This window comes from Sorangium sp. So ce834, from assembly GCF_051521425.1.
GTDB lineage: Bacteria > Myxococcota_A > Polyangia > Polyangiales > Polyangiaceae > Sorangium > Sorangium cellulosum_D.
The window spans coordinates 5954234-5979112 of sequence record NZ_CP150351.1 but is presented as its reverse complement, the minus strand read 5'-3'; the positions used below and the strand labels follow the sequence as shown (position 1 = coordinate 5979112).

Sequence of the window (24879 nt, the reverse complement as noted above, 5' to 3'; positions counted from 1 at the left end):
AAAGTGATGCCGGCAAGCACCAGGCCTGTGCCGGGAGGCAAGCGCGGCGGCGTGCGCAGGCGACGACCCTCTCTCGCCGCGATGCTGCATGGCGACGCCATGGCGGAACTGCGGACGCCGCGGGGAGCGGTGGGAAAACGAGTGGCGAAGCGGCTCCTGCATGCTGGCACGAAGGCGGCACGCGCACCACGCCTCGGCGCTAGAGAGCGCAGATTCAAGCACGTGCCTGGCACGCTGCTCATCCATGGTCCCAATGAGAGGCATGACCATCACCTGCTCGGTGATCGGGATCATCGCGTGGACAGCTCCGCTAGCCGGCTCTGCTGCACCCGGATGATCTCCTCCTGCAACGCTGCCCGCTCGCGCTCTGCGTTCTCGCGCGCCGACATATCGAGCGCGAGCCGGGTGCTCGGCGAGCGCCTCCGCCGCCGCGGCAGCGCGCGTCGCGGCCCGCCGCCCCCCGGCCCGCCGCTCCGCCATGGGCGATAGCCCGGCGGGTTGTCGAAATTCGTGGCGAAAACGCGCCGTCACCGCGTGGCGTGCGGCGTGCGGTGTCGGCGCCGTGTGGCCAGCGCGGCTCGCACCACGGGCGTCGTCTACGAGCGCCGTCGCCCCGAGAAGACGACGCTCTACGAGATCGTGCGCGACAACGTGGAGACGCTGTACGGGGCCATCGACGACGGCGCCATCGCCGTCCGGATACCCAAGCACGCGAAGAAGGAGCTCGAAGCCTACCTCGACTGCGGGCTGCTCTGCCGCGGGTTCGCGCGGCTCCGGCGCGAGCGCTGCGAAGAGAGTCGGCTGGTGACCTTCAGCTGTAAAGGACGCGGTTTCTGCCCGTCGTGTCTGGGCCGACGCATGTGTGCCACGGCGGCGAACCTGATCGAGGACGTCCTGCCCGAGGTGGCGCACCGTCCGTGGGGGGTGACGTCTCCGTTTCCGTGGCGGCGCAGGCTCGCCCAGGACGGGGCGTTGTTCGGCGTGCTGACCCGCCTCTTCGTCGAGAGCGTGGAGCGGTTCTACGAAGAGCGCGCCGCGCGCCGAGGCGCGTGCGGCGCGGTCAAGAGCGGCGCGGTGACCGACGTGCAACGCACGTCCGGCGACATGCGGCTCAATCCGCATCTGCACGTGGTCTTCCTCGACGGGGCTTATCACGAAGACGGCACCGAGCTCGTGTGGAACGAACTCGGTCACCTGCGAACGGGCGAGGTCGGTCAGGTCATAGAGCACGCCGTCGGGCGGATGCTCCGTTACCTCCGGCGGCACGGGCATCTCGAGATCGAGCACGACGTCGAGGAGGACGGCGAGCCCGAGGCAGCGCTCTGTGCCTCCGCCGTCTCGGGACGAGAGTCGCGCCACACGTCGTCGCCCCGCAATGGCTCCGCGGGCTCTCGCCGTCTTCTCCGAGCGCGCTCGCGTACGACAAGCCGCTGTGCGCTGCGCTCGATGGCTTCACCTTGCACGCAGCGACGCGCGCCGGTGCGCACCATGCCGCAGCGAGGGAGGCGCTGCTGCGTTACGTGCTGCGACCCCCGATCGCAAAAGAGCGCGTCCAGCCGCAGCAGGACGGCCTGGTGCGGCTGTCGCTCAAGCGCGCCTTCGCTGACGGGACTGTCGCGGTGGACATGGATCCGCTCTCGCTCTTGTGCCGCCTCGCGGCCAGCGTCCCGCCGCCGCGCTTTCACACCGTCAAGTACGCGGGGGTGCTCGCCTCGGCAAGTCCATGGCGCAAGCGCATCGGACCGCGCCCTGCGAAGCCACAAGAGCCTACGAGGGCGGACGAAGACGCCGCTTCGAAACGCAAGCGTGGCGGCTATCGGCCGTGGGCCGAGCTCTTGCGCCGCACATTTGCGATCGACGTCCTCGAGTGCCCAACTTGCAAGGGGCGGATGAAACTCGTCGCCATGGTGACCGAGCCAAGGAACATCGCCCGCTTCCTCTCCGCGCTCGGCGAGCCGACCGACGTCCCAGCACGCTCTCCCAACCGAGGGCCGCCGTACTGGAAGAGCACCGTTCTGCGCCGCAAGGCGCCCGGTGACGCCGCATAGCGTCTCGCGACGCGCCTCCCGGGCCAGACCAACGCCCGGACGGACACATGGGCCCACGGCACGTCGATGCGCCCCGTAGCGCGCTCGGCGCCGCCCCGGACCACGCTCTTTCGGCCCAGGACCGAGCCATCACGACGCTCGCGGCCCCACCCTTTCGGTTTACTGCGCTACACTTCTTCGCGCTGCGATCCGGCTTCTTCTACCTACGCGCGGCCGAGGCCGCCCGCGCCGAAGGACTCGCCGATTTCAGCGCCCCACATGTTGCCGCGGGCGCTCAGCGCGTCGTTGCCGAGCGAGTCGTCGCGACCCCAGGGCGCGGTGGGCGCGTTCGGATCGCCGCCGGCGCCCGAGTTGAGCAGGCCGATCATGCCGAACTCCGCGGCGTCGCGGAGCGCAGCCTGACGAGCGATGTGCGGGTCGGCGTTGTCGGCCGGGCCTTGCACGCCGTACTTGTTGCCGGTCGCCTTGGTGTTCGGGTTGCCCATGGAACCCTCTTCACCCTTGGCGCGCGTGCCGGTGCCGCCCTCCTTGTTGTCGGCGTTGTTGTCCTGGACCTGCTCCTCCTGCTTCTCCTCTTGCTCCTTCTCGGCGGCGGCCTGGAGGTACTGCTGGAGGAGGTACTGCTGGTCGGCGGAGATGCCGTCCTCGTCCGTCGCGCCGAGTGGCGGCATGAAGAACGCCATCGCGGCGAGCAGGCCCGCGTGGACGGCGAGCGAGAGGCCGGTGAAGAGCAGGCCCTGCGTGTCGACCTGGAAGTGCCCGGCGACAACGCGACCCGCGTTCACGGCCGAGATCTGGAAGACCAGGCCGTTGAGCTCGATCTTCGCCTTCGAGCCGCCCCGGAAAGCTCGACGGGCAGGCGTAGAAGGTGGCTGCGTAGGGCGAGCAGGTCGGTGGGGGGCGACCACGCCGCGCGGGCGCGGAGCCGGATGCGGAGGCGTCGGGCGACTCCGAGCGACCAGGCCATGCGGCGTCATTGCCTACCGCGTTCGTCCGCGTCCATGACAGCGCACTTGCTCGATCGCGCAACTCCTTGCTCGATTGAGTTGCGCGCCACCATCACGAGCACACCCCATACAGACGGCGCCGGGAGGGATCCGGCCAGCGCCGAAGCCCAATCGCTGGTTGCCTATCAAGCCACCTCTACCGATCCGGTGAGCGGCACGGCCAGTGCAACGACCGTCGGCCAGATAGGCGGGTAGGACAGCCAAATGGCTTCCAGAATGTCAAGACTTCTACGGCCGCCGGTGGCAGTGGGCATGACGCTCAATCCGCGATCCAACCACCGCACCGAAAGGCTGTAAAGGTCCGTGGTGTTCGTGGATCTGGTTCCGGAGTGACTCGGGAACGGCGCGCTCTTACCGTCACAGAAAAGAAAGACGAGATCCATGGAGAATGCCGTGAAAGAGCAGGAGTCGACCAACCTGTTCGTTGAGATGGAAGATGCCTTCAGCCAGCTCGAGCACAAGCCGCTGCGGGATGTCCTGCTCGATAGCGTCCGCGCCGAGGAACGTGCGGTTCAGGCCATCAACGCTAGCTTCAGGCGTTTCACCGAGAAGCAGTACAGCGTCGATGCCCTGCGTACCTTCTTCGCGTCGTGGCAGCGGACGAACAACTCGGCGATGTCCGTGCAGGGGCTCGCCAACCGCATCACAGCAGAAGCTGAAGCGGCGCTAGGCCGCGGGGCGCAGGGCCAGGCGCTCGATCTATCTCGCGCTGCCGGCCGGCTCCATCGCGTGACCGACGAGGATCTCGGCGTCAAGGGGCAGCACGTCCACTTCGAGCTTTACTACCGGATGGCGAGCGGCTTTTGCGGAGGCGACGACGCATGGCAGAGCCGCGCGTACTGCCTCCCTTCGGCCGTGAAGTTCAAGGCGTGGCTCGAGGCGGTCCGGCTCCGGGAGCCGATCATGGTTGGCCTCTTCTCGATGCTCGTCCACGAGGGATACACCCACGCCGAGCTCGAGGTCATCGCACCCTGGTTCGAGCGCTGGGCCTCAGGCCCGATGTCGATGTCGCACAAGGACGCAAGGCGGCTCCTCGCCTGGATCCACGTGCACAACGGCGGCACCGAAAAGGCGCATTTTGCTCACTCCTGCGCGGCGCTCGATCATTATTGCTCGGCCGTCGCGCCGAAAGTCGACCTGGACCACGCCGGCGAAGTGTTCCGCACGTACCTGCGCCTGAAGAGCGCGGCCATGCAACAGATCGCCGATCACCTCTTTTGATGCTCCTGCTCGACAGGCGCGAGGCCTCGCGCTACACGGGGGCGTCTTCGCAGCGGCGCGCCTCGCCGGAGGCGACCTTTGGGCACGTCATGAAAAGGAGAAGAGGTCTCAGGCAACGCCTTCGCGTCAAGCCCTCGGCCCGAACAGCATGACTATACTGCCAGCATCGCCCACGGCTGCTCCCCGCTCGAATCGCGCGGTCATAGGCGTTGCCCTGGCCGGGTTCAGCGCCTTCCTCGATCTCTACGCGACCCAGGCCATACTGCCGCTCCTCGCGCGCACGTTCCACTGCTCGGCGCTCGAGGCGAGCGCCACCGTGAGCGCGACCACGACCGCGGTCGCCCTGGCAGCACCGCTGATTGGCCCGTTCGCCGACATGATCGGTCGCAAACGGGTCATCGTGGCGGCCGTGTTCGCGCTCTCGCTGCCGACCTTCCTCGCGGCGACCGCGTCGGGCCTCAAGGGGCTCATTGTCTTTCGCTTCCTTCAGGGGCTGTTCATGCCCGCCATCTTCGCGGTGACCATCGCCTACGTGAGCGAAGAGTGGGCCGGCATGGGCGCCGGGCGAGCGATGGCTGGTTACGTGACCGGCAATATCGCCGGCGGCGTCACCGGCAGGTTCCTCTCCGGCCTGATCGCCGCGCGCCTCGGCTGGACGTGGTCGTTCGTCGTCCTCGGGAGCTTGAACCTCGTGGCGGGGGTCGCGTTATGGGCCCTTCTGCCCCCTTCACGGCGCTTTGTCCGCGAGACAAGCATGCGCACCTCCCTCCGGGCCATGCTCGCACACCTCATCACCCCGCGTCTCTGGGCGGCGTACGCCGTGGGCTTCAACGTCCTGTTTTCCATCGTGGCGACGTTCACCTATGTGAACTTCTACCTCTCGCGCCCGCCGTTCCAGCTCGGGACCGTCGCGCTCGGATCGATCTTCTTCGTTTACCTCGGTGGCATCGTCGTCACGCCGATCGGCGGTCGCTGGCTCGACCGCCGCGGCGCTCGGCCGGTGCTGGTCGTCGCGCTCGCCGTCGCGAGCTGTGGCGTCCTGCTCACGCTGGTGCCGGCGCTGTGGGCCGTGCTCACGGGCCTGACGGTGTGCGCCTCGGCGATCTTCGTCTGCCAGTCCGCAGCGAACAGCTATGTCGGCGCCGCCGCCGGGCGTGCCCGCTCGTCGGCGGCCGGACTCTATGTCTCCTTCTATTATCTCGGGGGCACCACCGGAGCGACCATCCCGGGACTCTTCTGGAGGATCGCCGGTTGGCCCGGCTGTGTCGCCGTCATCGTCGGCGTCCAGCTCTGGACCGCCGCGCTCGTGCTCGCGTTCTGGCGCAGACCAGGCACCGAGCACGGCGTCACCGCCGCCACGTCGTGACCTGACCGGCGACACATCTGTCGGGCAGGCTGGAAGGGGTTCTCTGCGCGGACCGATGCGGAGGAGGAAGGGCTCTTCGTCGCCCTCGCTGTGGCCAGGAGCGCCTTTCGCTGCTCCGCCAGGCTCCTCTGGTGCGGCACTCCGGGTGCGGGGTCCTGGGTCGCTGCTGTCCAGTTCGGGGAAAAGGCGCTATCGTGGTGGCCCGCGCCCGGAAGCCCCTCGAGGTCGACGTCGGTAGCGCAGACAGCGTGATCGCAGGAGCCCCCCGTGCTGCGAGCGCTGGCCAATAACCGGAGCTTCCTCGCCGAGGAGATCCACCGGCAGCTCTTCGACTGGAAGAGGCTTCAGCCAAAAAACAGCCGCGATCGGCGCGGCGGTGGTGGGGATCGTACGGGCCCCGAGCGCTCCGGCGAAGGTCGAGAGGGCGAGCGTCTCCGCGTCTCCGTGGGTCGGGCCCGGCGCGCTGGGCCTCTCGGTACATGGAGGGTTCTGATGAACGGGCAGCAGCGGGTTCGATGGCTCCTCACGCTCGGCGGCCTCGCGACGGTCGCCTGCATCCCCGACATGGGCAACGAGAAGCCTGGCGTTTGCGTGCCGAACGAGGTGCAGTGCCTCGACAACCAGGTGAAGACCTGCGGCGTGGATTACCGGTGGCGCGACACGAAGACCTGCGGGGGTGACACGCCGGACTGCACCGCGGGGGCGTGCCGGGCCTACCCGGCGAGCTGCGCGAACCTCCCCGCGACCTGCGGCCCGAGCGGCGCTGAGAGCTGTTGCGAGAGCAAGACGATCACGGGCGGCACCTTTCAGCGCTTCGACACGAACAGCCGCGTGGCTTCCCCCGCGACGGTGAGCTCCTTCAAGCTCGATCGCTTCGAGGTCACGGTGGGGCGCTTCCGCCACTTCTCGTGGGCTCCATGGTCATGGGCAAGGTCCCCACGGGCGCGGGCAAACACCCGTCCGACCCGCGCACCGGCTGGGACCCTGCGTGGAATGACGCGCTGACGAAGGCTCTCCCCGTGGCGATGGCTTGCAACGGCTCGTCGCACAAGACGTGGACGGACACGCCCGGCGCCAACGAGAACGCGCCGATCAACTGCGTCTACTGGGTCGTCGCCCTGGCGTTCTGCGCGTGGGACGGCGGGCGGCTGCCCACGGAGGCCGAGTGGCAGTACGCGGCGTACCATCGACAGGGAGGGCAAAAGCCACAAGTACCCCTAGGGCGATACCTCGCAGGGTGGTCCTCCCCCGGTTCCGCGGACAGTCTCACTATGCCGCGCGCGCGGTCACGTAGGTCTTCAATTCGAACTCGATCGGGCTCATGTAGGCGAGCCGTGAGTGCCGGCGTTTCAGGTTGTAGAAGTTGTCGATGTAGTCTCTGACCGAGGCGATGGCGGCCGCTCGCGTCGGGTAGCGCTCGTGCTCGACCAGCTCCGCCTTCAGCGTCGCGAAGAAGCTCTCGGCCACGGCGTTGTCCCAGCAATCGCCGGCGCGGCTCATGCTCGGGATGAGCCCGTGGGCCCCGAGCACGAGCCGGTAGTCGTCGCTGGCGTAGGGGCTGCCACGATCCGAGTGGTGCACCAGCCCAGGCGCCGGCCGCCGCGTTCCCAAGGCGAACGCGAGCGCGGTGAGCGCCAGGGCGCGATCGTTGAACGCGCTCGCGGCCCAGCCGACCACGCGGCGCGAGAACAGGTCCAGGATGACGGCCAAGTACAGCCAGCCCTCGCCGGTGGGAATGTACGTCACGTCCGTCACCCAGACCTGGTTGGGCGCTCGAGCATCGAATTGCCGCTCGATCACATTCGGGGCGATCGGGCCGTTGTGCCGCGAGTCGGTGGTGCGGCGGAAGCGCCGCTTCCTCCGAGCCGCGAGTCGTTGAGCTCGCATCAGCCGCTCGACCCGTTTCTTGCCGACACGCATGCCGCGAGCACGCAGTTCCGCGTGGATGCGCGGACTGCCATAGCGGCCACGGCTCTTGTGGTGCACGGCCCTGATCTGCACGCTCAGTTGAGCGTCGGACTTGGCCCGCGCGGACTTCGGGCGCTTGGCCCACCCGTAGTAGCCGCTGCGCGAGACCAGCAGCACCGCGCACAGCACCAGCACCGGGTAGTGCGCCTTCTCCGCGTCGATGAACTCGAACCTCACTCGTTTTCCTTCGCGAAGGAGGCCGCCGCTTTTTTTAAGATCTCGCGCTCCATCTCCAGCCGCTTCACGTCGCGGCGCAGCCGCTGCAGTTCCTCACGCTCCGGCGTCGTCAGCGCCCCCGGCGGGCCGTGGCCCGCGTCGGTGTCCGCGCGCTTGATCCAGTCGCGCAGCGCCGTCTCGGTCAGGTCGAGGTCCTTCGCCACCTGGCCGATGCTCCGGTCGCTCGCCTTCGCCAGCCGTACCGCCTCCGCCTTGAACTCGGGCGTGAACGCCCTCCTCTTTCTCCGTCCCATCCCTGCCTCCTGGTGCCGTCGGGGGTGTCGACGGAAGCGGGGGAGGACCACCCGGTGCAGCTTCTGCTCCTCCTCGAAGGCATGCTCGAGGGTGAGCCGCGCGCAGGCGCAGGCGGCCAGGACGATGCGCCTGCGGTCCACCCCCACCCGGACCGCCAGCCACATGAGCCGATCCCCCCGGGCGCAGGTGCCCCAGGCCTCGGCGAGCGCCTTGCCCCGGGCCCAGGCCCGGCCCTCTTCGCACGCACCCAGGCGGAGGAGCTCGGCTTCCAGGCTCAGCGCGTCCAAGGGGTCGCTCCCGGCCTGCCCTTTCGGTTTACTGCGCTACACTTCTTCGCGCTGCGATCCGGCTTCTTTTACCGACGCGCTTCGCGCTGCGATCCGGCTTCTTTTACCTACGCGCAGACGAGCGAAGCGAGGCGGCGCCGTCGGCAGTGTCGGAGCGAGGCGCTCGGGACGTGGCGGTTGGGGCGCTGCTGACGATGGTGCATGGCGCGGTCGAGCGCGAGCGGGTGTCGACTGCGCTGGGCGCTGTACTGCCGTGGGCTGATGTTGGATTCGTGTCGGAGGGGATCTCGGTCCGGCATCTTGATCGGCTGCTGGATGGGCTCCTTCTGGCGATGTCGCCTCGCGTCGAATGGGCGAAGCTTTTGCGGCGGACTTACGCAGTAGATGTTCTCGCGTGCCCGCGATGCAGCGGGCGGATGCGACTCATGGCCGCGATCACGGACAAGGCGACGGCGAGGAAGATCTTGAGCCACCTCGGTCTGTTCGCCGAGCCGCTGGAGTGCCGCGCGCGGTACCCGGCGGACCCCGCGTGACGAAACTGAAAGGGGAGGGACGCTGCTCGACGACGTGGCCGGGGGGAGGTCTGCCCTGAGGTGCGTGCGCCGGCCATCACGACGCGCCGCGAACCGCGACGGCGGCCGTTTGGACGAGCTCAGTAGTGTACAGCTATACGGTAGGATGCCTTCCGCTTGGTGCCAGTAGTGTACAGCTATACGGTAGGATGCCTTCCGCTTGGTGCGACGTCGCGGTAATCGCAGGCGTTTCACGAGTGGAAGGCCTGTCTGATCGCATAAGGCCCGTTCTGTCGATAAGCTCGTACAGTCGGACTGCACGAGCCAGGAACGGCTCCGAGAATCTTGACTTTGCGGAACGCGTTTGCTTGTCCTATCCGCCAAAGCGCTTGACGACGCTGAGCGGCTGGGCGAGGACAGAGTCACCATGAGGCGTTGGCTACTGACTTTGGGCGTGTGCGTTTCCACCGCGGCGTGTGGTAACGGATCGAATGGGGACGCTGCCGCGAGCGGGGGCGCGGTTGGCACGGACAGCGGTGGGACGGGCAGCGGGGGCACGGCCTCCGGTGGTGCGACGGGTTCTGGGGGAACGGCCGAAAGCGGCGGCGCATCCAGCGGCGGCGCATCCAGTGGTGGGGCTGGCGGCTCGAGTGGGGCCACGGGTGGCGCGGCTTCGGGCGGGCAATCGGGCAGCGGCGGCCAAGGAAATGCCGGAAGCGGCGGCACGACCGGTAGCGGCGGCTCGGTCAGTAGCTGCGTCGGCGACCCGTTCCCCACGGCCGATCCTACCAAGACGGGCCCCTTCTCGGTCACCGCAGACAAGAACGTCGGCCCCCTCGCCGGCGTCGTTCCCGATCCGATCTATGGGGACGAGCAACAGCGCTTCAACGTGTACCGCCCGAGCAATATCGCAACCAGCGGCCACTGCCATCCGATCCTGATCTGGGCCAATGGCTACCGGGACAATCCGGAGCAGAAGCCGCCGAAATGCGTCGTCAACGCCGGCAGCAATCAGTGGTGCGGACAATACGGACCGATCGTCAACCATCTCGCGTCCCACGGTTTCGTCGTGGTGGCTTCTCTCAGCACCGCGACCGCCGAAGGCGATCCTCTTCCCACGACCGCGGGCCTCGATTGGATCTTGGAACAAGCCGAGGATGCGAGCAGCCCGTACTATCACGCCCTCGACACCACGAAGATCGGCCAGCTTGGCCATTCCTACGGGGGCATGTCGACTTGCATGACGGCCTCCGATCCCCGTTTCTCGGCCCTCGGCACGATTTGCGGCACCAGGGCCCTCGAGGGAGTGCACACCCCCATGTTGTTCTTCTGCGGGGGGAAAGACTCCACGGTGAAATGCAGCGGGGTCCACGATGTCTTCAAGACGGTCACCGATCAGCCCGCGTTTTTCCTCAACGAGCTCAACGCGGATCACGGTAGCTGGGTCTATCAGGGCGCAAATGGCGTGTCCCTGTCGTCGGCCGCGGCCTGGTTCCGCGTTCATCTGATGGATGACACAGCGAACAGGAACTTCTTCTACGGCAACAACTGCAAGTTCTGCACCGATGGCCGCGTGCAAGCAGAGCAGAACGCCCTGATGAAGGTCCCCTGAGCGACGGGGCCGATCTGGCTAGGCTTCACTGACTCACGAACGTCGTCACGCTCATGGCTTCGAGGGCCATCGGGAGCGTGGCGTCCGTTACGGTGACGGGAGTTCCTTCGGCCCAGTTCTTCGAAGCGGCGGTCACGAAGGGGACCATCGCGCTTGGCGCGGTGCCGCCTGCGAAGGCGAGGGGAACGGTCTGGGCGGAGGTTGTCTCGTTGATGGCGACGACGACGACTTTGCCGCTGTCGTTTGTGTAGGCGCTGACGAGGACCTTTTCCGGGAAGACGCCGGTGACGGCGACGCGGTGGTAGCCGGGGCGAATGTAGCCAGTAGTGTACAGCTATACGGTAGGATGCCTTCCGCTTGGTGCGACGTCGCGGTAATCGCAGGCGTTTCACGAGTGGAAGGCCTGTCTGATCGCATGAGGCCCGTTCTGTCGATAAGCTCGTACAGTCGGACTGCACGAGCCAGGAACGGCTCCGAGAATCTTGACTTTGCGGAACGCGTTTGCTTGTCCTATCCGCCGCGTGCCGCTGCCCGAGGGCTTGCGGGGCTGCCGGCCTGGGCGGTGCGCCGGCGGCTGGATGCGCAGGGATGGGGCGCCCCGCCGCAGGGGCGCTGCGCCGCGCGGGGGCCTACTCGTGGACGGCGGCGTAGCGGCCGCTGGGCGTGACGATGACGTGGGCGGTGAGCGGGACGTGCAGTTCCTCGGAGAGGTGGCGCAGCTCCAGGGTCATGTCTTCGTCCTCGCGGGTCGGCGTCGGTTCGCCGCTCGGGTGGTTATGGGCCAGGACGAAGCTGTGGGCTGCCATGTCGAGCGCCGTGCGCAGGACGGTGGAGCGGCCGACGTAGAGGCCGTCGTCGATGCCGCGGGCGAGCATGCGCGTCTCGCGGACGCGGCCGTGGGTGTCGAGCGCGGCGATCCAGAGCTCCTCGTGGACCAGGGAGGCGAGCCTCGGGCCGAAGTAGCGCGCCACGCGGGCGGCGTCGGTGAGGAGCGCGCCCCGGCGCGCGCGGGCGGCGTGGGTGCGGCGGCCGAGCTCGAAGGCGGCGGCGAGGCGGGTCGCGTCACCGAGCGCGATCTGGGTGCGCTCGGCGAGGGCGGCGGGCGAGAGGCGACCGAGCGAGGGGAGAGCGGCCGTGCCGAGGATGCGCGGGCCGACGCCGGGCAGGCCGAGCACCATCTCGAGGAGGGCGGCCTCGGTCGCGGTCGGCAGCTCGGCCGCCGTCTCGGCGGGGGCGTCGACGGGGGCGCGGCTCATCGGGCGCATCGGGGCCACCTCCGAGAGCGGGTGAGGGCGCGGGCGAAGAGGCGGCGCGCGAGGCGGAGGCGGGTGGCGACCGTGGGGCGCGGGAGCGAGAGCGAGGCGGCGATCTCGCGCGAGGAGAGGCCCGTGGCGGCGAGCGACAGGATCTCGCGAAGCTCGGGGCGGAGACGGTGGAAGGCGCGGAGGAGGCCGCGGGCGACGAGGCGGGCCTCGGGAGAGGGGGCGGCGAGGCGCGTGCGGCGCGGTCAAGAGCGGCGCGGTGACCGTCGTGCAACGCACGTCCGGCGACATGCGGCTCAATCCGCATCTGCACGTGGTCTTCCTCGACGGGGCTTATCACGAAGACGGCACCGAGCTCGTGTGGAACGAACTCGGTCACCTGCGAACGCGCGAGGTCGGTCAGGTCCCAGAGCACGCCGTCGGGCGGATGCTCCATTACCTCCGGCGGCACGGGCATCTCGACATCGAGCACGACGTCGAGGAGGACGACGAGCCCGAGGCAGCGCTCTGTGCCTCCGCCGTCTCGGGACGAGAGCCGCGCCATACGTCGTCGCCCCGCAACGGCTCCGCGGGCTCTCGCCGTCTTCTCCGAGCGCGCTCGCGTACGACAAGCCGCTGTGCGCTGCGCTCGACGGCTTCACCTTGCACGCAGCGACGCGCGCCGGTGCGCACCATGCCGCGGCGAGGGAGGCGCTGCTGCGTTACGTGCTGCGACCCCCGATCGCAAAGGAGCGCGTCGAGCCGCAGCAGGACGGCCTGGTGCGGCTGTCGCGGAGGCGCGCCTTCGCTGACGGGACTGTCGCGGTGGACATGGATCCGCTCTCGCTCCTGTGCCGCCTCGCGGCCAGCGTCCCGCCGCCGCGCTTTCACACCGTCAAGTACGCTGGCGTGCTCGCCTCGGCAAGTCGCCCACGTTGGCGCGCAAGCGCATCGGACCGCGCCCTGCGAAGCCAGAAGAGCCTACCACTACTGTGTCAGCGCGGCGCGGACACGAACCAATGCGCGCTGCGGCGTAACGGCGGGCGGTGGCACGCAGGGCAACGAGGCAGCCACGCGATCAAGGCGCGAGCGATCGCGCGGCGAACGGTCGCGAGCGAGTCGGCGAAGTGACGCTCAGGCCGCGAAGCGGAGCGGGTGGGCGTGACCTTCGGCGTCTGCCGAGGGAAAAAAAAGACCGATCACGCTCGGCCACGATGAAGGCGTAACAGCACAGGACGACGGAAACATGGTGGTGCCAGCCTCGGAATCGCCGCCCTTCGAAGTGATCGAGCCCCAGCTCGCCCTTCATCTCTTCGTAGGCCTGCTCAGTTCGGTAGCGCTCCTTGTACTGGCGTACGATCTGCTTCTTGGACATCTTGGTCCCCAGCGTCGTGACCGCGAACTTCGAGGGATCGCTTTCGCCGAACGGCCACTCGATGAGCAGCCACAGCGGTTCGTGCTCCTCGACCGGGATGCCATCGTCAATCGTCATTGGCGAGCCGAACGCGGCGCAAGGCGAACCGCGACGCGAGCTTCTTGCCCGTACCTTCGCGCCATGTGATCCGACGAAACGCCTTTTTGCCAAGCTTGCGCGCGAGCTCGTCGGCTGTCATGGGCGTCTTGTTCCAGCGCCCGCCGGGACCGAGGGCGACGACCATCGTCGTCGAGTCCACACCGACGGGGTAGTCGAAGCCGAGCAGGCGCACGGTGTCGCGAAACTTTGCCGAGCGACCGTAGACGGCGTCCGCAAGCACGAGCTGACCCGGCACGTTGTCGGCCGCAGCGCGCTCGATCGCGTCGAGTGCCAGATCCACCTTGCTCTTGAACTGAATGCCGTCAGGGATCTGCGCTTCGCGCCGGCGACTTGGATCGTTGGCACACTCCCAACGCGGCGATCGGCTCAACGCTCTTGCGTTCCAGATCGCTGAGAAGCCCCAGCGTGTAGCTCGCAAACGCCTCTCGGCGCTTGGGATGACCGAGGACCGTGCCAATGCCGTCGATCACCACCTGATTACGAGTGCTCCCGACGCCTCGTTCGCGGCGGGCTCCGTCGCGGTGTGCGAGCCCGGCGCGGTCGTCGCGGGCCACGCGGGCCACGCGGGCCACGACTGCCGGCCGGGAGCGATCGCCTCATGACGCAGCGCCGCGACCACATGCCCCTCCACGCCGAAAAAAGCCGTACGTCCCGCTTGACCTTCATTCCGCGGTTGTGTGTAATCGGCTGCGCTGCGAATAGCCTTGAATTGTGGACCGTCACCCTGCCACGGCGTCGATGGACTCGCCCATCGAAGCGTGAGTACCAGTGTGATGCAGCATGGTATCCGTGCCGACCGCGCTCCTGAAACGTCGGGGGCGCGCCCGTGTCACCGGCTGCCGCCCTGGAGCTCACTCCGGTGCTCCTGGGACGGTTCTGAACGAGATGCGTGACGCCCTCGTGTCGCTGCTCGGGCTCGCACACGGCGGCTGATGTTCTGCCCCTGAAGAGACTCCTGCCACCACACACGACATGACCTATCACGACTTCAGCTCCGAGGACGCCAGCATTCACCGCTCGTTCGAGCTCCAGGCCGGGCGCACGCCCGGCGTCGTGGCCGCATCCTTCGGCCCTGACCGGCTCACCTATCAGGAGCTGAATCGCCGCGCGAACCAGCTCGCGCACCACCTGAGGAGCCTGGGCGTCGGCCGCGACGTCCTCGTCGCGCTCTGCGCCGAGCGCTCCCTGGAGGCGCTCATCGGGCTGCTCGCGGCGCTCAAGGCCGGCGGCGCCTATGTCCCTGTCGACCCCGCGTACCCGCGGGAGCGGGTCGCCTTCATGCTCGAGGACGCCGGGGCGCCCGTCCTGCTCACCCAGGCGCGGCTGCTCCCGTCGCTGCCGCGCCACGGGGCGCGCGTGGTCCTCCTGGACGGCGATCGCGATCTGACCGCGGGCTTCAGCGGCGAGGACCCGCCGGACACCACGGGCCCCGACGACCTCGCCTACGTCATCTACACGTCGGGCTCGACCGGCAGGCCCAAGGGCACGCTGCTGACGCACCGCGGCCTCACCAACCTCACCCGCGCGCTGGCCGAGCGATTCGACGTGGCGCCGGGCTGCCGCGTGCTCCAGTTCGCGTCCCTCAGCTTCGATGCGTCGGTCTGGGAGATCGCGATGACGCTCGCCCGGGGAGGCACCCTGGTGATGGGGGCGCAGGCCGAGATGATCCCCGGGCCCGCGCTGCTCGATCGGATGCGCGCGGAGGAGGTGTCGATCGCGACCTTCCCCCCCTCCGCGCTCGCCGCCTTCCCCGAGGGCGCGGAGCGCTCGCTGCCCGCGCTCCGGACCCTCATCGTCGCCGGCGAGACCTGCCCGGCCGACCTCGCCGCGCGCTGGGCGCAGGGGCGCAGGTTCATCAACGCCTACGGTCCCACCGAGTTCACCGTGTGCGCCACGATGGCCGACGGGCTCGACCCGGTTCGGGACCCCGGCGAGCCCCTCTCCATCGGCCGGCCGATCAGGAACGCGCGCTGCTACGTGCTCGACCATGCCATGCGCCCGGTCCCGGACGGCGAGGCCGGCGAGCTCTACCTCGGTGGACCCGGGCTGGCCCGGAGCTACCTGGGACGGCCCGAGCTCACGGCGGCGCGGTTCGTCCCCGATCCGTTCAGCTCCACCCCGGAGGCCCGGCTCTACCGCACGGGGGACGTGGTGCGCCGCCTGCCCGGCGGCGATCTCGCCTTCCTCGGGCGCGTCGACCAGCAGGTGAAGATCCGCGGCCACCGCGTCGAGCTCGGCGAGGTCGAGGCCGCGCTTGGGCGCCACCCCGCCGTCCGCGCGGCGGTGGCCGTCGCCAGCGAGGGCCGCCTCGTCGCCTACGTCGTCGCGCGCCCGGACGCGCCGGACGCGCCCCCGGCCGCCCCCCGGGCCGTCGTGCCCGCGCTGCGCAGCTTCCTCCGCGAGAGCCTCCCCGAGGTCATGATCCCGTCGACGTTCGTGCTGCTCGACGCGCTGCCGCTCGGCCCCAGCGGGAAGGTGGACCGCGCGGCCCTGCCGCCGCCGGACGCCGCCCGGCCCGATCGCGGCGACGGCGAGCCCCTCGCGCCGCGCAACCAGATCGAGGCGGCGATCGCCGCGGCGTGGGCCGAGGCGCTCGGGATCGAGCACCTCGGCGTCCACGACGACGTCTTCGACCTCGGGGCGCACTCGCTGCTCGCCGCGCGGGTGCTGTCGCGGCTGCGCCGCGCGCTCGGCGTCGAGCTCTCCCTGCAGAGCCTGTGCGACGCCCCCACGGTCGCCGCGCTGGCCGAGCTCGTGGAGTCGCTCCCCCGGCCGAAGCAGCGCCCGGCCGCCGCGGCCATCCGGCCTGCGCCGCGCGACCGGCCCATCCCCCTCTCGCACGGGCAGCGGCAGATCTGGCTCCACGCCTCGCTCCACCCGGGCGCGCTGTTCTACAACGAGCCGTTCTCCCTGCGCCTCCGCGGGCCCCTCGACGTCCCGGTCCTGGGGCGCGCCCTCGACGAGCTCCTCAGGCGCCACGAGATCCTGAGGAGCGTCGTCGCGGTCGTCGGCGGCGAGCCCGTGCAGCAGATCCTGCCCCCGGCGCCGCTCGATCTGCCGGTCGTCGAGCTGACCGCGCTGCCGGCCGAGGCGCGGTGGGGGCGCGCCGTCGCGCTCGCCACAGACGAGGCCCGGCGCCCGTTCGATCTCGCCCGCGGCCCGCTGCTCCGGGCCACGCTGGTCCGGCTCGACGAGGCCGACCACGTGCTGTTCGTGGTGGTGCACCACATCCTGATGGATGGAGTCTCCATCTTCGACGCGCTCCCGAGGGAGCTCCACGCGCTCTACCAGGCGTTCGCCGCGGGCAGGCCGTCGCCGCTGCCCGAGCGCGCGATCCACTACGCCGATTACGCGGTCTGGCAGCGGGAGCAGCAGCTGAGCGGCGCCCTCCAGCCGCAGCTCGATTACTGGAGGCGACAGCTCGCCGACCTGCCCACCCTGGAGCTGCCGACCGACAGGCCGCGCCCGGCCGCCCCGAGCCTCGCGGGGGCCCGCCACTGCGTCGCCCTGTCGCGGGAGCTCACGCTCCGGCTGAAGGCGCTGGCCAGGGAGCAGGGCGTCACGCTCTTCGTGGTCCTGCTCTCGGCCTTCAAGGCGATGCTCTACCGGTACGCGCGGCAGGACGAGGTCGTCGTGGGCACGTCCGCGTCGTGCCGCCACCCGCCGGAGACCGAGGACCTCCTCGGCTTCTTCCTGAACACGCTCGTGCTGCGCACCGACCTGCGCGGCGACCCGACGTTCCGGCAGCTGCTCGGGCGCGTGCGGGCGGTGAGCCAGGCCGCGCTCTCGCACCAGGACGTGCCGTTCGCCAGCGTCGTGCAGGCGCTCCAGCCGAAGCGGGTCCCCGGCCAGAACCCGCTGTTCCAGGTCGCCTTCGTGCTGGAGCCGCCCGTGCCGGCGCTCGATCCGGGCTGGACCCTGAGCCAGCTCGACGTGGACACGGGCGCGTCCAAGTTCGACCTGATGCTGGAGCTCGACGAGCGCGAGGACGGCATCATCGGGCGCATCGAGTACAGCACCGCGCTGTTCGACGCCCGCACCATCGAGCGGATGGCGGGCCACTACGAGGCCCTGCTCGAGGGCGCGTCGCGCGACGTCGATCTGCGCCTCTCGGCGCTGCCGCTGCTCACGCCCGAGGAGCGGAGCGCGCTCCGCGCGTGGGGCACCGCCCCGGCCGGCCCCGGGTCGGACGCGTGCATTCACCGCCTCTTCGAGGCCCAGGTCGAGCGCTCTCCCGAGGCCGTCGCGGTCGTCTTCGACGACGGCGCGGGCAACGTCACGTCGCTCACCTACCGGGAGCTGAACCGGCGGGCCAACCAGCTCGCGCACACCCTGCTCGGCCTCCGCGCGCCGGGGGCGCCGGGGCCCGGGGCCGCGCCCGGCCCCGACGAGGGGGCCCTCGCGCGCACCGACGAGGGCGCCCTCGCGCCCGAAGACCGCGTGGCCGTGTGCATGTACCGGTCGATCGAGATGATCGTCGCGCTCCTCGGCGTGCTGAAGGCGGGCCTCGCCTTCGTGCCCCTGGATCCGACCTACCCCACCGAGCGCCTCGCGTTCATGCTGGAGCAGGCCCGGGTCCGCGTGATGCTCACCCAGGTGCGCGTCGGCGCGGTGCTGCCGGGGTGCCGCGCGCGCGTCCTCTGCCTGGACGCGGATCCCGAGGAGATCGGCCGGGCGCGCGACGACAACCCGACGGAGCTGGCGACGCCGGACCAACTCGCCTATGTCATGTACACGTCGGGCTCCACCGGCCGGCCCAAGGGCGTGGCCGTGCCGCACCGGGGCGTGGCCCGGCTCGTCAAGGGCACGACGTACGCGCGCTTCGCGCCGGACGAGGTCTTCCTGCAGCTCGCGTCGATCTCCTTCGACACGTCGCAGTTCGAGATCTGGGGCGCGCTCCTCAACGGCGGCCGGCTGGTCGTCATGCCCCCCGCGCCCGCGTCGCTCGACGACCTGGATCGCGTGATCCGGCAGCACGGGGTGACCACGGTGTGGCTCACCGCCGGCGTCTTCCACCTCCTCGTGGACGAGCGGATCACGGCGCTGCGCGGCCTGCGCCAGATCGTGGCCGGGGGGGACGTCCTGTCCCCGCAGCACGTCAACCGGGTCCTCGCCGAGCTCCCGGGGTGCCGGATGATCAACGGCTACGGGCCCACGGAGGCCGCGACGTTCGCCTGCTGCGCCGCGGTGGAGCGCCCGGTCGGCCACACGGTGCCCATCGGAAGCCCGATCCCCGGCACGAGGGTGCACGTGCTCGACCGGGATCTCAACGAGGTCCCGGCCGGCGTCCCCGGGGAGCTCTGCATCGGCGGAGAGGGCCTCGCGCGCGGCTACCTCGATCTGCCGGAGCTCACCGCGGAGCGGTTCATCCACGATCCCATCGGCGGCGAGCCGGGAGGGCGGCTGTACCGGACCGGCGATCGCGTCCGCCTGATGCCGGACGGGCAGCTCGAGTTCCTCGGCCGCATGGATCAGCAGGTCAAGGTCCGCGGTTACCGGATCGAGCTCGGCGAGATCGAGGTGGTCCTCGGCGAGCACCCGGCCGTGCGCGAGGTGGTCGTGGTGGCGCAGCCGGCGCGCTCGGGCGACCGGCGCCTCGTGGCGTACGTCGTCCCGCACGGCGGCAGGGCCACGGCGCCGCCCGCGCAAGCCGGGGCCCGCGCGCGCCCGTTCATGGCGGATCCGACCGGCGGGCTCGAGCGTGCGATCCGCGATCACGCGCAGCGGCGGCTGCCCGACTACATGCACCCCTCGGCCATCGTGCTGCTCGACGCGCTGCCCCTCACGGGCAACGGCAAGGTGGACCGCCGCGCCCTGCCGGCCCCCGTCGAGCTCCGCCCCGAGAGCGCGCCCATGGTGGCGCCGCGGAGCTCGCTCGAGGAGCGGCTCACCGCGATATGGCAGGACGTCCTCGGCATCGAGCGCGTGAGCGTGCAGGACAACTTCTTCGATCTGGGCGGCCACTCGCTGCTCCTGATGCGCCTCCACGAGCGCGTCCGGGAGTCGTTCGGCAGCGATCTCTCCATCGTCGATCTGTTCGCGCGCCCGACGGTCACCGATCTCGCCGCGTTCCTCGCGAGCGGCAGCGGCGGCGGGAGCGACCTCTCGGAGGCCGACGCCCGGGCGCTGAAGCAGCGAGAGATCCTGAAACGAAAGAAGCAGGCAGCCAAGAGCAGACAGAATGGATCCGCTTGATCAACCCGTCCCGGAGGACCAAATCGCGATCATCGGGATGGCCGGCCGCTTCCCGGGCGCGAGGAGCGTCGACGCCTTCTGGCAGAACCTGCGCGATGGGGTCGAGTCGATCGCGGCGCTCTCGGCTCAGGATCTCGCCGCGGCGGGCGTGCCCCCGGAGGTGGCCTCGGACCCGAGCTACGTCCGCGCGCGGGCCGTGCTCGACGAGGTGGAGTGGTTCGACGCGGCCTTCTTCGGGATGACCCCGCGAGAGGCCGAGATCCTGGATCCGCAGCACCGCTTCTTCCTGGAGTGCGCGTGGGAGGCGCTCGAGCACGCCGGGTACAACCCCGAGGCGTTCAAGGGGACCATCGGCGTCTACGCGGGCGCGAGCGGCCACGACACGTATTTCCTGAGCAACCTTTACCCGAACCACGAGCTCAGGAAGGCGATGGACTATCAAGTCTACGTCGCCAACGACAAGGACTTCCTGCCCACGCGGACCTCGTACAAGCTGAACCTCCGCGGGCCGAGCGTCGCGGTCCAGACCGCCTGTTCCACCTCGCTCGTGGCCGTCCACATGGCCTGCCAGGCGCTGCTCACCTACCAGTGCGACATGGCGCTGGCCGGCGGCGTGGCCATCAACGTCCCCACGCGGTCGGGTTACCTGTACCGGCACGGCATGATCCTCTCGCCCGACGGGCGCTGCCGCGCGTTCGACGCCGAGGCGCAGGGGACGGTGGTCGGCAACGGCGCGGGCGTCATCGTGCTGCGCCGGCTCGAGGACGCCCTCGACAGCGGCGATCACATCGAGGCGGTGATCCGGGGCTCGGCCGTCAACAACGACGGCTCGGGCAAGATCGGGTTCACCGCGCCGGGCGTGGAGGGGCAGGCGCAGGTCATCGCGCAGGCCCTGGCGATGGCGAACACCGATCCCGAGACGATCAGCTACGTGGAGGCCCACGGCACCGGCACGCGCCTCGGGGATCCCATCGAGGTCGCGGCGCTCACCCGGGCGTTCCGCGCCCGGTCCCGCGGCCAGCGCAAGGGCTGGTGCGCGCTCGGCTCGGTCAAGCCGAACGTCGGGCACCTCGACGTCGCCGCCGGCATCACCGGCGTGATCAAGGTCGTGCAGGCGCTCCGCCACCGGCAGATCCCGGCCAGCCTGCACTTCAAGACGCCGAACCCGGAGATCGACTTCGCGAATAGCCCGTTCTACGTCAACGCGGCGCTCGCGGACTGGGAGCCCGGCGACGGGCCCCGCCGCGCCGGCGTGAGCTCGTTCGGCATCGGCGGCACCAACGCCCACGCCATCCTCGAGGAGGCGCCCCACGCGGCGGCGGCGCCCGGCGGGCGGTCCTGGCAGCTCCTTCTGCTCTCCGCCCGCACGAGGACCGCGCTCGACACGATCACCGAGAACCTCGTCGGGTACCTCAAGGCGCACCCGGACGTCAGCCTGCCGGACGTCGCGTTCACGCTCCAGGTCGGCCGCAAGACGTTCCCGCACCGGCGCATGCTCGTCTGCAACGACGCAGACGAGGCGGTGAGCCTGCTGTCGACGCTCGGGGAGCGGCGGGTCCTCGCGCACGTCGAGGAGGCCATCGATCGCCCGGTCGTCCTCATGTTCCCGGGGCAGGGCACGCAGTACGCCGGCATGGCGCGGGAGCTGTACGAGCGGGAGCCCACGTTCTGCGCCGGCGTCGATCTCTGCGCGGCCATGCTCCAGCCCGAGCTCGGGTTCGATCTCCGCGAGGTGATCTACCCGCCCCCGGGGCGGGAGGCGGCGGCCGCGGAGCTGCTCAAGCAGACGCGCTTCGCCCAGCCCGCGCTCTTCGTGATCGAGTACGCGCTCGCCACGCTCTGGATGGAGTGGGGCATCCGGCCCGCGGCGATGATCGGCCACAGCCTCGGCGAGTACGTAGCGGCCTGCCTCGCGGGCGTCTTCTCGCTGGAGGACGCGCTGAAGATCGTCGCCCGGCGGGGCAAGCTGATGCAGGAGATGCCGCCGGGCGCGATGCTCGCGGTCCCGCTGCCCGAGGCCGAGGTGCAGCCGCTGCTCGACGAGGGGGGCGGCGCGCTCTCGCTCGCGGCCGTCAACGGGCCGGCCGCCTGCGTCGTGGCCGGGCCCGAGGACGCCGTCGAGGCGCTCTCCGACCGGCTCTTCGCCGAGCGCGAGCTGGAGTGCACGCGCCTCCAGACGTCGCACGCGTTCCACTCCCGGATGATGGAGCCGATGCTCGCGTCGTTCACCGCGATCGTGGCCCGCGCGCGCCCGAGCGCCCCGAAGATCCCGATCGCGTCGAACGTCACCGGCACCTGGCTGTCCGCGGCCGACGCGCAGGACCCCGGGTACTGGGCGAGGCACGTGCGCGAGCCGGTGCGCTTCATGGCGGGGCTCGGCGAGGTGCTCGCCGATCCGACGCGCGCCCTGCTCGAGGTCGGCCCGGGCCGGGTGCTCGCGACCCTGGCCAAGCAGCACCCCGCGCGGGGCGCCCGCCGGGTGATGCTCTCGTCGATCCGGCACGTCCACCACCGCCAGTCCGACATCGGGTTCCTGCTGGAGACGCTGGGCCAGCTCTGGCTCTCCGGCGTCCGCGTCGACTGGTCGGGCTTCTACACCCACGAGCCCCGCCGGCGCGTGCCCCTGCCGACCTACCCGTTCGAGCGGAAGCGGTACTGGATCGACCCGCCATCGAGCGCCGCGCGCCGGCCGGCGCGCAGCGCGCCGGAGCCGGCCGGCCTGATCCACCTCCTGGCCTGGAAGCGCTCGGTGCTGTCGGGGTCGATGAAGGCGTCGGCCCGGCCGGCCAGGGCGCAGTGCTGCGTCGTCTTCGCCGACAGCTACGGGCTGGGCGCCCGGATGGAGATGCGGCTCCGCCGGGACGGCTACAAGGTCATCACCGTGCGGCCGGGCGAGGGCTTCGCCGAGACGGGCGAGGGCGAGTTCAGCGTCGCCCCCGCGAGCCGCGCGGACCACGCGTCCCTCTTCGGCGCGCTGCGCGCGGCGGGCGTGTCCCCCTCGCGCATCATGTTCCTGTGGGGCGTGACCAAGCCCGCGCGCGCGCCGCTCGACGCCGGCCGCCTCGCGGAGGCCCAGCGGCTCGGGTTCGCCAGCCTCGTCGCGCTGGCCCAGGGGATCGGCGACGCGGGGATTCGCGACGAGGTGCGGCTCGGCGTCGTGACGAGCCACATGCAGAAGGTGACCGACGCGGCCGTGCTCTGCCCCGAGAAGGCCACGCTGCTCGGCCCGTGCGAGGCCATCCCCAGGGCGTACCCGAACGTCTCGTGCATCAGCGTCGACATCGACCTGCCGGAGCCGCGGACGCTGCAGGAGGCGAGGCTCATCGACCAGCTCCTCGCCGAGGTCACGCTGGAGCAGACCGAGCCCGTCATCGCCTACCGGAACGGGGAGCGCTGGGTCCGGATCTTCGAGCCCGCGCGCATGGACCGCGCCGACGGCCTGCCGCCGCGCCTCCGGGAGGGCGGCGTCTACCTGATCGCCGGCGGGCTCGGGGCCGTCGGCTCCGCCCTCGCGGAGCACCTCGCGAAGGTCGCGCGCGCGAAGCTCGTGCTCGCGGGCCGGACGGCGCTCCCGCCCCGGGAGGCCTGGGACGGCCTCGCCGGCGCGGGCGCCTTCGACGCGCTACGCCGCAAGATCGGCGCGGTGCTCGAGATGGAGCGGCTGGGCGCCGAGGTGCTGCTCGTGACGGCCGACGTCACGCGGCTCGACGACATGCAGCGCGCGGTGGCCGAGGGGCTCCAGCGCTTCGGGCGGATCGACGGCGTGATCCACGCGGCGGGCGCCCGCCGCGCCGTGCCCCTCCAGCGCATGACGCGCGAGGAGGGCGAGGCGCTCCTCGCCCCGAAGCTCGACGGCGCGCTCGTCCTCGACGAGTCGCTCCGGGGCCTCCGGCCCGATTTCGTCGCGCTGTGCGCCGCGCGGACCGCGGGCGCCCGCGGGGCGGGCCTCGCGGGCCAGTGCGCCGCGACCGCCTTCCTCGGCGCCTTCGCGCAGCGGCGGGCCGCCGGTGACGGCCCGCTCACGATCGCGATCGAGTGGGACCCGTGGCAGCGGCAGGACGCCTCGCGCGGCAAGGATCCCGAGCCCGCGGCCGACTCGAGCGAGGGCGGCGCGGCCGCCGCGGAGGAGGGGATCTCGCGCGACGAGGCGCTCGACGCCTGGATGCGCGTCCTCACGAGCCCCACGCCCCACGTCCTGGTCCTGAAGCGGGAAGCGCAGGCTAAGCAGCGCCCCTCGGCCAGCTCGATCGCGCCGCCCTCGCGGGACGTCGAGTCCGAGGGCATCCCGAGATCGGTCCACCCGCGGCCCGACCTCGGCACGGCCTACGTGGCGCCGCGCGATCCGCTGGAGCGCGCCGTCGCCGAGACGTGGGAGAAGCTGTTCGGCATCGAGCGGATCGGCGTCCACGACGACTTCTTCGCGCTCGGCGGCGACTCGCTGCTCGCCGTCCAGCTCATCTCCCGGCTGCGCAGCGTCGTGAACATGGATCTCCCCGGCCACAGCCTGCTCAACGCGCCGACCGTGGCGGCCCTGGCCGAGCTCATCGCGCAGTCCGACTCGCCCTCATCCACCTCGCTGTCGAGGCGCTCTCCCGCGCGCCTCTTGCCCGCGTCGCTCGTGCGGATCAAGCCCGGCACCGGGCGGCCGCTCTTCCTGATGCACCCGGTCGGAGGGCACGTTTACTTCTACCACGATCTCGCCACCTGCCTGGACCCGGCGCAGCCCGTGTACGGGCTGCAGGCGCAGGGCATCGAAGGCAAGGCGCCGCCCTTGACCCGCGTCGAGGAGATGGCCGCGCGCTACCTCGAGGCGGTACGGCGGCACATCCAGCCGGAGGGGCCCTACGTGCTCGGCGGGTCGTCCTTCGGCGGGGTCGTCGCCTTCGAGATGGCGCACCAGCTCATCTCCGGGGGCGAGCGCGTCGCGCTTCTCATGATGATCGACACGCCCGCGCCCTCGGCGGTGTTCCCCGAGGATCTCGACACCCCCGAGCGCCTCGCCTACCTGATCAGCGGCGATGCGAGCCTCCCCGTCCCCGCGGAGGAGATCCGGCACCTCTCCCCGGACGAGCAGCTGCTCCACGTGCTCCAGCGCAAGAAGGGTGTCTCCCGGATGTTCCCGAAGCTGGCGCTCCAGGAGCTCGCCACGTTCCGCAAGATCGTCACCGCCAACCTGCAGGCGATGCTGCGCTATGTCCCCCGCCCCTACCCGGGTGACGTGCTCTTCTTCGAGGCGAGCGAGCGCGACGCCATGACCGTGAACAACCCGGCGCGGGGATGGCTCGATTTGATCCAGGGCCAGCTCACTGTCCACGAGGTCCCTGGCAATCACATCACCATGAATTTGCCGCCGAACGTGCAAGTCATGGCCGATCATCTGCGCGCGGCCCTCGAGGCGGCGGGACATCAGGGCTGAT

General features: G+C 70.6%; 15 protein-coding genes and 3 pseudogenes. 11 read left to right on the top strand and 7 right to left on the bottom strand.

Going from position 1 to position 24879, the window contains the following annotated elements; translation table 11 throughout:
- Positions 1-510 precede the first annotated feature (510 nt).
- A pseudogene (locus WMF20_RS21540) lies at positions 511-1242 on the top strand (transposase zinc-binding domain-containing protein); the annotation flags it as partial.
- On the top strand, positions 1176-2048 hold the full coding sequence (locus tag WMF20_RS21535) for a transposase (RefSeq protein WP_437617152.1): 873 nt from the start codon (positions 1176-1178) through the stop codon (positions 2046-2048). The pseudogene WMF20_RS21540 and the gene WMF20_RS21535, both read left to right, overlap by 67 nt.
- Before the next feature lie 203 nt (positions 2049-2251).
- Here the strand turns inward: WMF20_RS21535 and WMF20_RS21530 are convergent, their stop codons facing one another.
- Complete coding sequence (locus tag WMF20_RS21530) at positions 2252-2833, bottom strand: hypothetical protein (RefSeq protein ID WP_437616386.1); 582 nt, start codon at positions 2831-2833, stop codon at positions 2252-2254.
- A gap of 603 nt (positions 2834-3436) precedes the next feature.
- On the opposite strand from WMF20_RS21530, the gene WMF20_RS21525 reads away from it, so the two are divergent.
- From WMF20_RS21525 to WMF20_RS21510, 4 genes are all read left to right on the top strand, one after another.
- Complete coding sequence (locus WMF20_RS21525) at positions 3437-4276, top strand: hypothetical protein (RefSeq protein ID WP_437616384.1); 840 nt, start codon at positions 3437-3439, stop codon at positions 4274-4276.
- Positions 4277-4424: 148 nt separating this feature from the next.
- Positions 4425-5642, top strand: a complete 1218-nt coding sequence (locus tag WMF20_RS21520) for an MFS transporter (protein WP_437616382.1) — start codon at positions 4425-4427, stop codon at positions 5640-5642.
- A 492-nt stretch (positions 5643-6134) separates the two neighbouring features.
- On the top strand, positions 6135-6647 hold the full coding sequence (locus tag WMF20_RS21515) for a hypothetical protein (protein WP_437616380.1): 513 nt from the start codon (positions 6135-6137) through the stop codon (positions 6645-6647).
- Positions 6560-7024, top strand: coding sequence for an SUMF1/EgtB/PvdO family nonheme iron enzyme (locus tag WMF20_RS21510; RefSeq protein ID WP_437616378.1), 465 nt, complete (start codon positions 6560-6562; stop codon positions 7022-7024). Before WMF20_RS21515 ends, WMF20_RS21510 begins: the two co-directional genes overlap by 88 nt.
- Here WMF20_RS21510 and WMF20_RS21505 read toward each other — a convergent pair.
- Positions 6912-8080 (bottom strand): IS3 family transposase gene (locus WMF20_RS21505; protein ID WP_437617151.1). Its coding sequence is split into 2 segments (ribosomal slippage): positions 6912-7828 and positions 7828-8080, totalling 1170 coding nucleotides; the frame shifts between segments, so codons are not numbered across the junction. The two genes, WMF20_RS21510 and WMF20_RS21505, sit on opposite strands and share 113 nt — an antisense overlap.
- Before the next feature lie 1227 nt (positions 8081-9307).
- Here WMF20_RS21505 and WMF20_RS21500 point away from each other — a divergent pair.
- Positions 9308-10492, top strand: a complete 1185-nt coding sequence (locus WMF20_RS21500; protein WP_437616376.1) for a poly(ethylene terephthalate) hydrolase family protein — start codon at positions 9308-9310, stop codon at positions 10490-10492.
- A 25-nt stretch (positions 10493-10517) separates the two neighbouring features.
- On the opposite strand, the gene WMF20_RS21495 is transcribed toward WMF20_RS21500, so the two are convergent.
- The 3 genes and pseudogenes from WMF20_RS21495 to WMF20_RS21485 form a co-directional block, all read right to left on the bottom strand.
- Positions 10518-10808 (bottom strand): glycoside hydrolase family 30 beta sandwich domain-containing protein, encoded by a 291-nt coding sequence (locus WMF20_RS21495; RefSeq protein WP_437617150.1) that lies wholly within the window; start codon positions 10806-10808, stop codon positions 10518-10520.
- 313 nt (positions 10809-11121) lie between these two features.
- On the bottom strand, positions 11122-11748 hold the full coding sequence (locus tag WMF20_RS21490) for a JAB domain-containing protein (RefSeq protein WP_207218010.1): 627 nt from the start codon (positions 11746-11748) through the stop codon (positions 11122-11124).
- Positions 11745-11930 (bottom strand): annotated as a pseudogene (locus WMF20_RS21485) (sigma factor-like helix-turn-helix DNA-binding protein); the annotation flags it as partial. The gene WMF20_RS21490 and the pseudogene WMF20_RS21485, both read right to left, overlap by 4 nt.
- 113 nt (positions 11931-12043) lie before the next feature.
- On the opposite strand from WMF20_RS21485, the pseudogene WMF20_RS21480 reads away from it, so the two are divergent.
- Both WMF20_RS21480 and WMF20_RS21475 read left to right on the top strand, forming a co-directional pair.
- Positions 12044-12199: pseudogene (locus WMF20_RS21480) on the top strand (hypothetical protein); the annotation flags it as partial.
- 62 nt (positions 12200-12261) lie between these two features.
- Complete coding sequence (locus WMF20_RS21475) at positions 12262-12864, top strand: transposase (RefSeq protein ID WP_437617149.1); 603 nt, start codon at positions 12262-12264, stop codon at positions 12862-12864.
- Here WMF20_RS21475 and WMF20_RS21470 read toward each other — a convergent pair.
- Both WMF20_RS21470 and WMF20_RS21465 read right to left on the bottom strand, forming a co-directional pair.
- Positions 12812-13225, bottom strand: a complete 414-nt coding sequence (locus tag WMF20_RS21470) for a hypothetical protein (RefSeq protein WP_433934179.1) — start codon at positions 13223-13225, stop codon at positions 12812-12814. The two genes, WMF20_RS21475 and WMF20_RS21470, sit on opposite strands and share 53 nt — an antisense overlap.
- Complete coding sequence (locus tag WMF20_RS21465) at positions 13215-13637, bottom strand: transposase (RefSeq protein ID WP_437616374.1); 423 nt, start codon at positions 13635-13637, stop codon at positions 13215-13217. The genes WMF20_RS21470 and WMF20_RS21465 overlap by 11 nt, the downstream gene beginning before the upstream one ends.
- A 602-nt stretch (positions 13638-14239) precedes the next feature.
- Here WMF20_RS21465 and WMF20_RS21460 point away from each other — a divergent pair.
- Entirely contained in the window at positions 14240-19462 is a 5223-nt protein-coding gene (locus tag WMF20_RS21460; RefSeq protein WP_437616372.1) for an amino acid adenylation domain-containing protein, read from the top strand.
- Positions 19449-24878 carry a type I polyketide synthase gene (locus tag WMF20_RS21455; RefSeq protein WP_437616370.1) on the top strand — a complete coding sequence of 1810 codons (5430 nt, stop codon included), beginning with the start codon at positions 19449-19451 and terminating at the stop codon, positions 24876-24878. The genes WMF20_RS21460 and WMF20_RS21455 overlap by 14 nt, the downstream gene beginning before the upstream one ends.
- Position 24879 lies beyond the last annotated feature (1 nt).